This is a genomic window from Rhizobium sp. RU36D, from assembly GCF_900176345.1.
Lineage (GTDB): Bacteria > Pseudomonadota > Alphaproteobacteria > Rhizobiales > Rhizobiaceae > Allorhizobium.
Genome location: NZ_FWXU01000027.1, coordinates 63,198 through 77,122 on the forward strand (window position 1 = coordinate 63,198; position 13,925 = coordinate 77,122).

A 13,925-nucleotide genomic window follows, 5' to 3' on the forward strand; every position below is an offset into this window, starting at 1 on the left:
GGCTCAGGCGGCCGAGAGAACCGTGGTGCCGCCCACGGCCTGAACCGCAAGGCTGCCGTGGCGGATGCCGGCATGGGTGCAGTCGGCGATGTCGTGTCCCTCAAGCCAGGCATGGATGAAGCCGGCGTTGAAGGCGTCGCCGGCCCCCGTGGTATCAACCACCGGCACCTGATCTGCCGGTACATGAATGCTACGATCGGCGCTGCGCACATGGGCGCCGTCGGAGCCGGACTTGAGGGCGACGATCGGGAAAAACTCAGCCAGCTGCGCCACTGCCGCCTGTGGATCGGCGAGGCCGGTGATCGCCGTTGCCTCCTCCCGGTTGGGGAGGAAGATATCCACGCCGGCACAGCGTTCCGGCAGCCGGGGATCGCGGATCAGCGTGTCGTCCCAACTAGGGTCTAGCGAGACCGTCAGTCCACTGGCTTTGGCACGGGTCACGAGATCGGGGATTTCGGCAAGCGTCGCATATTCGGCGATATGGAGATGGCGCGCACGTGGCCAGGCGAGCGCCGCATCCAGGGTCGCGGGCAAGGCCGTACCCGCCCGCTTGGAGAGAAAGGACCGCTCCTGACCGACCACCGCGGCAACGGTGACCTGCGGGCCCGCATCGTCGGCGTGATCGAGGAAACCGAGATCGACACCGCTATTGCGCACTTGCGGAGCGATGGCCAGGGACAAGGCATCCGTTCCGAGCCGTGACAGGAGCGCGGTGTGGCGACCCGTATGCACCATATGGGCGGCCGCGATGAAGGCCCCGCCGCCGGCAACGATGTCCATGCGCTCGGCAAAACTCTCGCGACCGAGAAGCGGCAGCGCATCCAGTCCGGTGAAAATGAGATCGCAATAGATCCGGCCGATGCACAGCACCGCGGAGCGCGACATGGGTTCGGCGATCATAGACGGCCTAGGCTCTGTTCTGTCTGAGGGTCGAAGAGATAAAGTTTGCCCCTGATAACGCTGCAGGCGATCTCCTGGCCGACCGCCGGGATCAGCTTTCCGGGTGCCGTGGCAATAACGCTTTCCCCGGCGACGTCAAGATGCACCATGGTTTCCGGACCAAGCGGCTCGACGGCGCTGACAACGCCGCGGATCGAAAGCGAGGCATCTTCGGAGGAACCGCCCTCGGGTGCCACGATCAGGTCATGGGAGCGGATTCCGATCAAAACGTCTCCCTTGGGATCGACTTCGGCTCGGCCCTCGGCCACGCGCCTGCCGCGGACCATGTTCATCGACGGACTGCCAATGAAGCGGGCCGTGAACACGTCGACGGGGCTGTCATAAAGCTCCATCGGCGTCCCGGTCTGCAAGATCCGGCCGTCGCGCATGACGACGATGCGGTCGGCCATGGTCATGGCCTCGATCTGGTCATGGGTTACATAGACCGTCGTGGTCTTGAGCCGCTGGTGCAGGCGCTTGATCTCGATCCGCATCTGCGCCCGCAACTGCGCATCGAGATTGGAGAGCGGCTCGTCGAACAGGAAGGCTGAGGGATCGCGCACCATGGCGCGGCCGATGGCGACACGCTGGCGCTGGCCGCCCGATAGGGCCGCGGGCCGCCGCTCCAGTAGCGTTTCCAGCCCGAGGATCTTGGCAGCCTCCTCGATGCGCTTTGCCCGATCGTCTTTTGAAAGCTTGGACCGGTAAAGCCCGAATCCGATATTCTGGCGAACGGTCAGGTGCGGATAGATGGCGTAGTTCTGGAAGACCATCGCGATGTTGCGTTGCTTGGGCTCCTGCTCGTTGACCACCTGGCCGCCGATCCGGAGCGTACCGCCGGAGATTTCCTCCAGCCCGGCGATCATGCGCAGCGTCGTGGACTTGCCGCAGCCGGAGGGGCCGACAAAGACCACGAATTCTCCGTCCTTGATCGACAGATCGATGCCGTGCACGGCCTGCACCTTGCCGTATCGCTTGACCAGCCCTTCGAGTTCGATGGTCGCCATCACGCCTTCTCCTTGAGCCGCGCGAAACGCCGCGCCAATTCGGCCGCGGCCGTTGCTTCGTGTTGCGCCGTACGCTCGGCGGCCGCCCGCAATGCCGCGGACTTCTCGGCGTAGAGATCAAGCGCCTCGGTCAGCGGCTCCGGAGCCGGGCCGCCGAAACGGGTTCGCACCGCGACGAAATATTCGGGCGAGACGAAGGTCCGGAACATCTCCGCCGTCACCGTGGTGGGGCGTCCCACATGCTGCTCGAAGGCCTTGAGGAAAGGCTCATAGCCATCCGTTTCCAGCCCGCCGCCTGACGACACGACCGCGCGGGCGACAGTGGCTGCGATCTCATGGGCCTGGCGGAAAGACAGGCTTTCGCTGCGCACCAGCGAATCCGCCAGTTCCGTGATGGTGATGCAGGAGCGCCTGATATTGTCGGCCACCCGCTTCGGGTCGATGCGGATTGCCGAGACGAACGCGGCCATGAGATCGAGAACCCGGCCGGCGGAGGTAAAGGCCTCGTAGCCCATGCCCTGCGTTTCCCCTTCGCTGTCATTCATATCGGTGAAGGGGGTGTTGTGCATGACATCCAGCACGGTGCGCGCGCGACCGAAGGTCTGGCTCGCCAGGTGGCGCATATGTTCGATTGGCACCGGATTGCGCTTCTGCGGCATGATCGAGGAGATCTGAACAAGCGCATTCGGCACATAGATCTGGCCGACCTCAAAGCTCGTCCAGAACTGAAAATCCTGGATCAGGCGGCCGAGATGCAGGAACATCAGTTCGATCGCCGAATAGGTCGCGGTGGTATAGTCCACGGCGGCAATGCAGCTATAGGAATTGCGCAGGGGGGCGGAGAAGCCGAGCAATTCCGCTACCATGGCGCGGTCGATGGGGAAACCAGAGGTCGTGATGGCCGCTGCGCCCATCGGCGACAGATCAACGATGGCGCGGGCCTCTTCCAGACGAACGATGTCGCGAATCAATACCTCTATGGCCGCCGAAAGATAGTGTCCGAAGGTGGTCGGCTGGGCAGGCTGGCCGTGGGTATAGGCGACGATCAGGGTCGATTGCTCGCGTCGCGCCGTGGCGATCATGGCGTCAAGCAGCTTGCGCGCCTTGGCCAGCAGCAGATCGATGCGCTCCTTCAGGCCGATCTTGAACAGGGTATGATCGATGTCGTTGCGCGAACGGGCGGTGTGCAGGCGGCCGGCCACATCAGGACCGAGCCTCGACTTCAATTCCCGCTCGATCAGAAAGAAGAAATCCTCGACCTCGCCCGTGTAAACCAGCTTGGACGGATCTATGTCCCGGTCGATGGCCTCAAGTGCCTCGGCAATGGCCGCGGCCTTGTCGGCCTCCAGAATGCCGGTTTCTGCCAGCATTACCAGATGAGCGCGATCGATGCGGCGGAAGCCATCGACATGGTGGGTCTTTGCCCCGTCAAACAGCGGTGCCAACACGGTTTCCTTATAGACCGGATCGGGAAAGACCGAGGTGTCGGCGAGACGCGGGTCCATGAAAGACATCGGCATTATCCCTTCACGCCCGCCAGCATGACGCCGCGGACGATGTAGCGCTGGAAGATCAGGAAAATCACCAGCGTCGGCAAGGTCGCGATCGCGGCACCGGTCATGATCATTTCCCATTGGATGGATTGTTCGACGGCAAAGCTCGAGAGGCCGACCGGCAAGGTGTAAAGCTCCTTGCTGGTGGTGACGATCAGCGGCCAGAAAAAGGCCGTCCAGTTGCCGAGGAAGGTGAAGATGGCAAGCGCCGACAGGGCCGGGGTGACCAGCGGCATGGCCACCTTCCACCAGATTTCAAACTCGTTGAGGCCATCCACCCGGGCCGCCTCCAGGAAGTCATTCGGCACGCCTTCGAAGAACTGCTTCATCAGGAAGGTGCCGAAGGCCGTCATCATGCCTGGGAACATGATGCCCCAATAGCTATCCAGCCAGCCGAGCTGGGCGGACATCAGATACCAGGGAATGACCAGCATTTCCGTCGGGATCATCAGGGTCGAGAGGATGGCGATGAACACGAATTGCCGCCCGCGGAACTGGAACTTGGCAAGCGTGTATCCCACCAGACTGTCGAAGAAGACGTTGGACAAGGTGACGGCGACGGCGACCAGGGTGGAGTTGAAGAACCAGCGGACGAAATGGCTGTTCTGCAGCACCGCGATATAGTTGGCGAGCGTCGGATCAGCCGGGATCAGCCGGAGGTCATAGACCTGGCTTGCCGGTTTCAACGAGGTAGAGAACATATAGGCAAGCGGCGTCACCATGATCAGGCCGCCGATGAACAGCAGCGTCCAGGCGATGACGCGGCCGGGGCGCAGGCCGGCGCGATAGCTTGCCACCCGGTCCAAGGTCTCAGTTTGGGTCATGGCTTGTCCCTCAATATCCAAAGCTGCAGCAGGGAGATGGCCAGCAGGATCAGGAACAGCACCACTGTCTGCGCCGCGGCATAGCCCATGGCATAGGAGTTGAAGGCCGTCTGATAGATCATCAGCACCAGCGGCTTGGTCGAACCGAGCGGACCGCCCGGATCGTTGGTGGTCATGTTGTAGACCTGGTCGAAGATGCGGAGGAAGCCGATGGAGGAGAGCACCACGAGGAAGACCGTGGTTGGCTTCAGCAGCGGCAAGGTGATCTTGCGCAGGATCGCCCATTCGCCAAGTCCGTCGATGCGGGCTGCCTCATAGAATGTCGTCGGGATGGCGCGCAGGCCGGCCATGAAGATGATGATCTGGAAGCCGAGCCCGGCCCAGATCGCCGTCACCATGATCGACGGCAGGGCCTGGTCGACCGAGCGGATGAAGGGCTGTTGTGGAATGCCGACCATGCCCAGCACATCATTGATGATGCCGATCGGTGCAGGCTGGTAGAACAATCGCCAGACCCAGGCCATGGCCGCCGCCGTGGTCAGGTAGGGCAGAAAATAGAGTGCACGGATGAAACCATGCATGAAGCGCACGCGATCGAGGAAGAATGACACCACGAAAGACAGGAGCAGGCTCACCGGCATGCCGATGATCAGATAGGCGAAGGTGTTCTTGAACACCTTCCAGAACTGCGGGTCCTTGAAAAGTTTTACGTAATTGGCAAATCCGATGAATTTCGGCGGACGCAGCAGATCCCAGTTGGTGAAGGAAAGCCAAAAGGCCTGGAAGGTCGGATAGAAACGAATGACGGCGTAGAACAGGACGGGGAGCGCCAGGAAGCCCCAGACCCACAGAAGACGCCGGGTGTGCATGGACAGGCCTCCTGCCCGGCCGCCGCCCTCGGGGCGGCCGGTGGCCACCCCCTGATTTGCCTGCGCCGGCTGAGCCATGAGGTCAGTCCTTACTTGGCGGCGTCGATGATTTCCTGCTCGGCGGCCGCAGCCTGGGCGAGGGAATCCTCGACCGACTGGCCCTCCAGCAGGATACGGTTCGACATGTCGATCGTCAGCTGGCGCTGGGCCTGCTCATCGACGAAGAGCGTCGTGTGGGCATAGTCGAGGCCCTTGAGGAAGGGGCCGAAGATCGGATCCTTGACATTGGCCTCGGTCATCGCCGCCTCACGGCGGGCAGGGAGTTCGCCGACGGTTTTCAGCCAAATGTCCATCGCCTCGGGCGAGCTGATATAGGCCAGGAACTTTTCCGCCGCCTTCAGCTTCTCACCTTCGGCCTTCGAGCCGATCGCGTTGGCGAAGTAGCTGGCATAGTTCGACCTAAGGCCAGCGGCATTGGCCGGGAGCTCGGTAACGCCCCATTCAAAATCCTTGATGGTGCGGAAGGAGCCCAGGCGGAAGGTGCCGTCGATGGTCATCGCCGCCTTGCCGCCGCGGAACGCGGCCTGGCCTTCGTCCATGAAGCCCACCTGGCCGACCTTATGCACAAGCTGCAGGTCGGTATAGAACTTCAAGGCCTTGGCGCCGGCCTCGTTGTTATAGGTGACCTTCGTATAGTCGGCATTATAGGGCTCGCCGCCGAACTGACGGATCAGCACCTCACGCCACCACTGGTGATCCTGGCCGCCCATTTCCACGGTAAAGCCTTCGGAGATCAGGTTGCCAGCGCCATCGCGCTGGGTCGTTTTCTGGGCTGCGGCAACAAGCTCATCCAGGGTCTGCGGCGGCTTGTTCGGGTCGAGGCCGGCCTCGGTGAAGAGTTTTTTGTTGTAGAACAGAGCCAGCGAGCGCACCGCTGTCGGCAGGCCGTAATAGTCGTCACCGCGCTTCATGGCCGAAACGATCGGGAAGAACTCGCTTTCGATCTTGTCGTGGGGGAAGACTTCCGGCGACAGCGGCTGAACCAGCTTGCCGTCCACGAACTTGTCGAGCCAGCCATAGAAGAGCTGCATCACGTCAGGGCCATTGCCCGCCATGTTGGCGGCGATGACGCGGGTCTGGTAGTCGGCATAGGGGAAGGTGGTGTGCTTGACCGTGATATCCGGATTGGCCTTCTGGAAGTTCTCGATCAGCTGGTCCATCGCCTTGACGCGGGTCTCGAACACATATTGCCAGTATTCGATTTCGACGGCCTGCGCGGCGTTGAACGCCATGAGGCTCATTCCCGTGACAAGTCCTGCAAATATCGTTGCTCTGCGCATCTAAACCTCCGTCCGGCCCGCCGGCTTTGCCAGCTTAAGGCTCATCGTTCCCAGGGGCCGCTTGCGCCAGTTGGTTCGACGTGCGGCGTTCGATTTATCGAGGTGGGAGACTTCAGGGGTTCCGTGGTTTATCGGCGCGTCAGCCTCCCAGCCGTGGCGAAAAGGTTGCCTGACTCCAGGGCTTTGTCAATAAGATAATTTACTTGAATTATTATATTGCGCCTGGGCAAAAACGCGGCCTATAAATTCTGCAAGAGGCATACGGGCGGAACATCATGGCAGGTTTGGCAACCGGTCCGGCACAGGTCGCGATCGGCAAGAATCCGGAACGAAGCCGCGACCACAACAGGCGGGTGGTGCTGGATATCGTCCGCCGCCACGGCGCATTGGGCCGCATGCAGATTGCCCGGCTGACGCAGCTGACGGCCCAGGCGGTCGCCAATATCTGCGAGGATCTGGTGTCCGAGGGCCTGCTGATGGAGATGGGCCGGCTGAAGGCCGGCCGCGGCCAGCCGCCGATCCAGTTTGCGGTCAATCCCGCCGGTGCGGCCACGGTCGGCATCGAGATTGCCACGGACCAGATGGTAACGACCGTGCTCGATCTGACGGGTCAGGTCCAATACAAACGCATCCGCCCGCTGTCGGACAGTACGCCGAACAAGACCGTTCCGAAGTTCCTGGAGGAACTGGAACGCGCACGATCTTCCTATAGCTCCCGCCTGCTCGGCATTGGCGTGGTCATGCCTGGGCCTTTCGATATTGACGGGATGTCCTCGGTCGGCCCGACGACGCTTCCAGGCTGGGGCGGGATTGATGCCGCGTCCCTGCTGCAGGACGCCTGCGGCACGCCAGTCACCGTTGAGAATGACGCAACGGCGGCAGCGGTCGCCGAGCGGTTGTTTGGTGCGGGCCATGCGATTTCCAATTTCTGCATGATCTATTTTGGCGGCGGCCTTGGCCTCGGCATGATCCATGACGGCGCGCCCTATCGCGGTGCCTTCGGAAATGCCGGGGAAATCGGTCACGTCGTGGTCGTGCCGGAAGGCCGTCTCTGCCCCTGCGGCCATCAGGGCTGCCTGGAGCGCTATGCCTCGCTGCATGCGCTGCATGAGAAATTCGCGCATGCCGCAAGGCAGATCCCAGCTTACGAGGATGTTGAACACCTTTACCGTCAAGGCGATCCGCTGGTGCTGGACTGGATCGACGAGGCGGCACGCTATCTCGGCCCGATGGTCGCGATGCTGGAAAACATTCTCGATCCGGAAACCGTGATCCTTGGCGGCGCCCTGTCGGACGTGGTGATCGACGCCATCATCGGCCGGATGGACCGCCTGCCGACTTCGGTCGCCGGGCGGCGCATGCGCGCGCTGCCCCGCGTGATGCGCGGGCAAACCGGGCAATACACGGCAGCGCTTGGCGCCGCCGCACTGCCGCTTTTCGACATCATCACCCCCAAGCTCGAAACCTCGCTGCCGGCCAGCCGGCTGGCCTGAGGAACGGAGGACGCCATGCTGACAGCGCGAGAACGAATCGAACGGCAAATGGCGGCACCGGCCATGATCCGCCTGCACCGGGCCCTGTCGCGCCTGTCATCGACTGTGACGGTCATGAATACCGGCGCCCATCCTGATGACGAGCAGAGCGGCATGCTGGCCTATTTTCGCCTCGGCCTCGGCATGCGCGTCGTGATCGCCTGCTCCACCCGAGGCGAAGGCGGACAGAATGCGCTCGGTCCAGAGCGCCTGGGAGCGCTCGGCGTGGTGCGCAGCCGCGAGATGGAAGAGGCGGCCCGTGTGCTGGATGCCGATATCGCCTGGCTCGGCCACGGTCCCGACGATCCGGTGCATGATTTCGGCTTCTCCAAGGATGGCGACCAGACCTTCGTGCGCTGGGGCGAGGAACGCACGGTCGAACGGCTGGTGCGGGCCTATCGCCGCGAGCGGCCTGACATCGTCATTCCCACCTTCCTCGACGTGCCGGGACAGCATGGTCATCACCGCGCCATGACCCGGGCGGCGGAGCGGGCGATTGCGCTCGCCGCGGATCCTTCGGCCTATCCCGAACATCGGGAACAGGGACTTTCCCCCTGGCAGGTGGCAAAATACTACCTTCCGGCCTGGTCCGGCGCCGGCGATGCTTATGATGACGAACTGCCGCCCCCGGACACCACCGTGACCGTCACGGCATCCGGCGTCGAGCCCGCCACGGGTGCCCAATATGACCGGATCGGCGAATGGTCCCGCTACTATCACGCCTCCCAGGGCATGGGGCGCTGGCCTGAGAATGCAGACCGCCATTGGCCGTTGCATCTCAAGATCGGCGCATCAGGTGGCCTTGCCGAAAGCGATATCCTTGATCATCTGCCGGCCAGCCTGGCATCGTTGGCGCAGGAACCCGGCCTATCGGATGCGCTTGCCGCCCATCTTTCGTCCGCAGATCGGGCGATCAGCGCGGCTCTTGCGGCCTTTCCCAACCGGGAGAGCATCCAACCGGCATTGATCCGAGCCGCTCACGATATTGAGGCTGTGCTAACGTCAGCGCCCCCGGCGTTTATCGACCTCCACGGCCATCGCCTGCGCCGCAAACTGGTGGAAATCGACGCCGCCCTGGTGGAGGCTGCCGGCATCGACATTCGTGCCTGGAGCGAACCGGCTACGATCAGCCCCGGTGGCAAGGCGCTGTTGACGGTTGCCGTATCAGGAGCGCCGAACATCGATGTTATGTCGCGGCTACCTGCCGGCGTCACCGTCGATGAGAAGAGCAGCTTCCCCGCCAAGGTCGAGTTCACCCTGTCCTGCGATGCGGATGCTGCCCTGACCGGCCTGTTCCTGCCTCAATGGAGCGCGCTTGGCGGCAACGGCCATGGCGGCGTAACGCTCTCGGCCGAGATCGGCGGACGCAGTGTTACCACCACAATCGACCTTGAGGAACCTTTCGCTATTTCGCCGGCGCATTCGATCACGCTGAAGCCGGATACCCTGATCCTGCCGCTTGATGGCAGCGGCCCGCCCCTATCCTTCGGCGTTGATATGGCTGGCCGAACCGGTGATCTGGGACTTCGTCTGCCATCGGACTGGGCCGTGGAGGCCAGCAGCGGCGGATGGTCGATCAAGACGCCCACCGATGTAGAAGCCGGCGACTTCAGCATCATTCCCACCATCAATGGTCAGCCGGCGCAGCGGGTCATGCCGCTGGAATACCGCCATATCGGACGCACCGCCTTCCGCAGCGACGAAGTGCTGCATGTGCTGGCCCTTGATCTGAAACTGCCTGACAATGCACGGATCGGCTATGTTTCTGGTGGTGCCGACCGGGTCGGCGCATGGATGAAGCGGATGGGGCTCGATGTCACCGAACTGGACGCATCAGCGCTTGTCGGCGATCTCTCCGTTTTCACCACCATCGTCATCGGCATCTTCGCCTTCGGCACGCGGCCCGATCTCGCCGCGGCCACAGGCGCATTGCACCGCTTCGTGGAAGAGGGCGGCCATCTGGTGACGCTCTATCATCGCCCATCAGATGGCTGGAACCCGCAAGAGACGCCACCGCGGCCGCTCTCGATCGGCCTCCCCTCGCTGCGCTGGAGGGTCACCGATCCCCGCGCCGAGGTGACCGTACTCCTGCCGGAGCATCCGCTTCTCACCGGCCCCAATACGATCGGGCCTGATGACTGGGATGGCTGGAACAAGGAGCGCGGCCTCTATTTCGCCTCGCGCTGGGATGATGCCTATGAGCCGCTGCTCGCCATGCATGATCCGGGCGAACAGCCCTTGAAGGGCGCCTTGCTTTCGGCTGCCATCGGCAAGGGCCGACATACCCATACCAGCCTGGTTTTGCACCATCAGTTGGACAAGCGGGTGCCTGGCGCCTTCCGGCTGCTGGCCAATCTGGTGCAGCCGGCACACCAGGTCCGGTGAGCGACCCGCGCCAGGACGATGGGGGCCAAGGCTCGGCTCGTTCGGGGCTGGCATGGCTTCTGGCCGACATGACGCTGGTGACCGGCATGACCGTGCTGGTCAAGGCAAGCGCATCGACCTACCCGGCGGTCCAACTGGTCTTCATCCGCGCGGCCATCGGCCTTGTCTTCATCCTGCCGCTGATGTGGCGTCATCGGCAGCATCTGCGCGATGTGCGCCATCCCTGGCGCAATATCTCGCGAATTGCCTGCAATGCCGTGGCCTTGTCCTCCAACTTTATCGCCATCGGGCTGCTGCCGCTGGCGACCGTCAATGCCATGGGCTTCAGCCGGCCGCTGGTGACCATGGCGCTGGCGGTCCTGCTGCTGTATGAGACTGTCAGCAAGCTGCGCTGGGCGGGTGCGGCGATTGCCTTTCTCGGCGTGCTGGTGATCGTTTCGCCCTCGTCCATCGTCTGGAATCTCGGGCTTGCGGCGATCTTGGCGTCGGTCGTGTTCGGCGCGCTGGCCACGATCCAGACCCGAATGCTGAGAGAAGAAAACACCACCGTGATGATGGTTTTCTACACCATCGGGCTTGCTGTTCTCACGGCTCTGCCGGCCTATCTTGTCTGGGTGCCGGTCGAGCCCCAGGACTGGGGTTCGCTGCTGATGATCGGCATGCTGGCGCAGGCCGGGCAATATTGCTGGCTTCGCGCCTATCAAAGCACGTCGGCCAGCCTGCTGGCGCCGATCGGCTATCTCTCGGTCGTCTTCTCGGCAGCGGCGGGCTTCCTGTTTTTCGCCGAAATCCCCGAACCACAGGTGTTCATCGGCGTCGTCGTCATCCTCGTTGCCTTGCAGGGCTCGCTTTTTCTCGAACGCCGGATTGCCAAGAAAGCATCCCGTCCGACGATTGAATAGCCCGGCCAGGAATGCCACTGTGATGGCCAACGAAGCGGCCGAAGAGAAGTGCCGACGATTGGAAACATCAAGGGAAACAGTGAAATGGCATTGATCACCAACACCACGTCAGGCGTCTATGTGATCGCGGTGACGCCGTTCACCGATACCGGCGCGGTGGACTATGACAGCCTCGACCGGGTGGTCGATTTCTATTTCGAGCGCGGCGCCGACGGGTTGACGATCCTCGGGATCATGGGCGAAGCGCCGAAGCTGACCCAGAAGGAAACGCTTGAGATCACCCGCCGCGTGCTGGCCCGTGCCGGCGGCAAGCCGATCGTCGTCGGTGCCTCTGCCCCCGGTCTTGCGGCGATTGGCGAAGTGACGGCGGCGGTCATGGACATGGGGGCATCCGGTGTGATGGTGGCGCCACCCTCGTCGCTGACGACAAATGAAAGCATCGTCACCTACTACCGCAATGTCTGCGAGACCGTTGGCGATGCGGTTCCCGTGGTGCTGCAGGACTATCCGCTGATCACCAAGATCAACATCAGCGTCGATACGCTGGGCACGATCTTCGAGGCGCATCCCAACATCGTGATGCTGAAACATGAGGACTGGCCGGGGCTGGCCAAGATCGCGGCGTTGAGGGCGGCAGAAGCCAAGGGCCGCCGGCGCACCTCGATCCTCTGCGGCAATGGCGGGTTGTTCCTGATGGAGGAAGTGCAGCGCGGGGCGGACGGCGCCATGACCGGCTATGCCTATCCGGAAATGATGCGCGACGTGGTGCGCTTCGTGAAGTCAGGCGACAACGACCGGGCTGCCGACATCTTCGACGCCCATCTGCCGCTGGTGCGCTATGAGCAGCAGCAAGGCGTGGGGCTGGCCGTGCGCAAATATGTGCTGCAGAAGCGCGGCGCTATCGCCAGCGCCGCCCAGCGCAAACCGGGGCCGGGTCTCGACGCCGCCTCGATTGCCGAGGTGGAACGGCTGATTGCCCGCATGGAGCGGCGGCTCGCCGATCTCGGCTAAAACGTCAACTGCCTGCAACATGCTCCATGGCGGCGGCGAAGGACATTTCGCCCTTGATCTCCCGTGTCGCCATGGAGGTGATCGTGCGCCGAACACCGGGAAGCCGGCTCAGTTCCTGCCGCAACAACCGGTCCAGTGCCGCCATATCGGTTGCGACGATGTGGAGGAGGTAGTCGGCCTCCCCCGTCGTCGCATGACAGCGCCAGATCAGGGGGTGGCGCTTCACGGCGGCCTCGAAGGCTTCGAACTCTACGGAATTGATCGAGAGCTGGACGAAGGCCTCCACGCCGAAGCCCAGCAATGCCGGGTCGAGCCGCGCCCGGTAATTGCGGATTACCCCCGCCTCTTCCAGCGCCTTCACCCTCTTCCAGCAGGGCGTCTTGCTCAAGCCCACGAGTTCGGCAAGCTCGGCGAAGGAGATGCGGGCATCGGCTTCAACGGCGCGAACGATCTTCCTGTCGATGCTATCCATAGGCAGATGTTCTCCCATAATCTTCGAACTACGCCAAACGTACTTCAGAGATCGGTCTTCGCACAACGAGAAGAAAACAATGTTTGTCTTGATTTCGGTTAAATTCCCCACATCCGGTGCCGACCTCATATGGCACACAAAAAGGGGAACGATTGAGATGAACAAGCAGGAATACCACGCCCGCATCGAAGCGCCCGTCATGCTCGACTATGGCGTCTATCTCCAGGTCGACAAGCTCCTGACCTGTCAGAAGCCGCTGGCCGAGATGGCCAATGCCGACGAGTTGCAGTTCCAGATCGTGCATCAGGTGGAAGAACTCTGGATGAAGCTGATCGCCTACACGCTGGTGGAGGTGATGGACTATATGGAGCAGCAGAACACCAACCGGATCGTGACGCTGATGGGGCGGGTGAACCAGCTGATGCGGCTCATGACCAGCCAGCTCGACGTGCTGGAAACCATGTCGCCCAAGGAATACCAGCAGATCCGTCTGCAGCTGGGCAACGGCAGCGGCCAGGAATCGCCCGGCTTCAAGTTCCTGCTGCGCCTGCCGCCAGATCTCTGGCGCAGCTTCAAGGCGGCCTATCTCGACGGCCGCGGCCTGACGGTCGCGGATATCTATGACGGCAAATACGATCACGGCGACAGCTATGTGGTGGCCGAGGCGCTGGTGGAATTCGACGAACAGTTCCAGAAATTCCGCGCGCACCATGTCTATCTGATCCACCGCTCGATCGGGCTGGGGTCGAAATCGCTCAAGGGTCGTCCCGTGGACCTGCTGCAGGCCGGCGCGCGTCACCGGTTCTTCCCAGAGCTTTGGGATATCCGCTGCGACATGACCGATGCCTGGGGCAGCAGCTATGGCGTGGTGCGGGACTCGATCAGTGCACCGGAGAAGCAGGAGGCTTGAGGGAAAGGACCTCTCTGCCCTGCCAATCCGCTCCTCAAGCGGGTCCAAAAAGGCCCTCTCTGCCCTGCCGGGCATCTCCCCCACAAGGGGACCGTTGCATAAAGCCGAGTTTTTGGGATTTTGGTTTTTGCAGACGGCGGTTCTGTGGCCCGGCTGTTGTTTTGCCGGGCATTTGGGGTGT

General features: G+C 62.5%; 12 protein-coding genes. 5 read left to right on the forward strand and 7 right to left on the reverse strand.

All coding sequences use genetic code 11. The features are described 5' to 3' along the window. Nucleotides 1–3 precede the first annotated feature (3 nt). From B9A97_RS24510 to B9A97_RS24535, 6 genes are read right to left on the reverse strand one after another with little or no spacing between them, the layout of a single operon-like run. Nucleotides 4–900: a carbohydrate kinase family protein gene (locus B9A97_RS24510; protein ID WP_084368452.1), complete on the reverse strand. Its 897-nt coding sequence runs from the start codon at nt 898–900 to the stop codon at nt 4–6. Continuing rightward, nucleotides 897–1,946: an ABC transporter ATP-binding protein gene (gene ugpC, locus B9A97_RS24515; RefSeq protein WP_084368453.1), complete on the reverse strand. Its 1,050-nt coding sequence runs from the start codon at nt 1,944–1,946 to the stop codon at nt 897–899. Before ugpC ends, B9A97_RS24510 begins: the two co-directional genes overlap by 4 nt. Next, nucleotides 1,946–3,460, reverse strand: coding sequence for an argininosuccinate lyase (gene argH / locus B9A97_RS24520; protein ID WP_084368464.1), 1,515 nt, complete (start codon nt 3,458–3,460; stop codon nt 1,946–1,948). The genes ugpC and argH overlap by 1 nt, the downstream gene beginning before the upstream one ends. 5 nt (nt 3,461–3,465) lie before the next feature. Further along, nucleotides 3,466–4,323 (reverse strand): carbohydrate ABC transporter permease, encoded by an 858-nt coding sequence (locus tag B9A97_RS24525; RefSeq protein WP_084368454.1) that lies wholly within the window; start codon nt 4,321–4,323, stop codon nt 3,466–3,468. Then, nucleotides 4,320–5,270 (reverse strand): carbohydrate ABC transporter permease, encoded by a 951-nt coding sequence (locus B9A97_RS24530; RefSeq protein ID WP_244564351.1) that lies wholly within the window; start codon nt 5,268–5,270, stop codon nt 4,320–4,322. The genes B9A97_RS24525 and B9A97_RS24530 overlap by 4 nt, the downstream gene beginning before the upstream one ends. 11 nt (nt 5,271–5,281) lie before the next feature. Beyond that, nucleotides 5,282–6,532: an extracellular solute-binding protein gene (locus B9A97_RS24535; protein WP_084368455.1), complete on the reverse strand. Its 1,251-nt coding sequence runs from the start codon at nt 6,530–6,532 to the stop codon at nt 5,282–5,284. A gap of 275 nt (nt 6,533–6,807) precedes the next feature. On the opposite strand from B9A97_RS24535, the gene B9A97_RS24540 reads away from it, so the two are divergent. The 4 genes from B9A97_RS24540 (at nt 6,808) to B9A97_RS24555 (ending at nt 12,362) form a co-directional block, all read left to right on the forward strand. After that, nucleotides 6,808–8,025, forward strand: coding sequence for an ROK family transcriptional regulator (locus B9A97_RS24540; RefSeq protein ID WP_084368456.1), 1,218 nt, complete (start codon nt 6,808–6,810; stop codon nt 8,023–8,025). Nucleotides 8,026–8,040: 15 nt separating this feature from the next. Continuing rightward, nucleotides 8,041–10,449 (forward strand): PIG-L family deacetylase, encoded by a 2,409-nt coding sequence (locus B9A97_RS24545; RefSeq protein ID WP_084368457.1) that lies wholly within the window; start codon nt 8,041–8,043, stop codon nt 10,447–10,449. After that, the gene (locus B9A97_RS24550) at nt 10,446–11,351 is read left to right on the forward strand and encodes a DMT family transporter (protein WP_280164097.1); all 906 of its coding nucleotides are present in this window, start codon (nt 10,446–10,448) and stop codon (nt 11,349–11,351) included. Before B9A97_RS24545 ends, B9A97_RS24550 begins: the two co-directional genes overlap by 4 nt. Before the next feature lie 84 nt (nt 11,352–11,435). Further along, entirely contained in the window at nt 11,436–12,362 is a 927-nt protein-coding gene (locus B9A97_RS24555) for a dihydrodipicolinate synthase family protein (protein ID WP_084368458.1), read from the forward strand. A gap of 4 nt (nt 12,363–12,366) precedes the next feature. Here the strand turns inward: B9A97_RS24555 and B9A97_RS24560 are convergent, their stop codons facing one another. Next, a complete protein-coding gene (locus tag B9A97_RS24560; RefSeq protein ID WP_084368459.1) occupies nt 12,367–12,834 on the reverse strand; it encodes an Lrp/AsnC family transcriptional regulator in 468 nt (155 codons plus the stop codon). Between the two features lie 157 nt (nt 12,835–12,991). On the opposite strand from B9A97_RS24560, the gene B9A97_RS24565 reads away from it, so the two are divergent. Then, complete coding sequence (locus tag B9A97_RS24565) at nt 12,992–13,744, forward strand: tryptophan 2,3-dioxygenase family protein (protein ID WP_084368460.1); 753 nt, start codon at nt 12,992–12,994, stop codon at nt 13,742–13,744. Nucleotides 13,745–13,925: the final 181 nt, after the last annotated feature.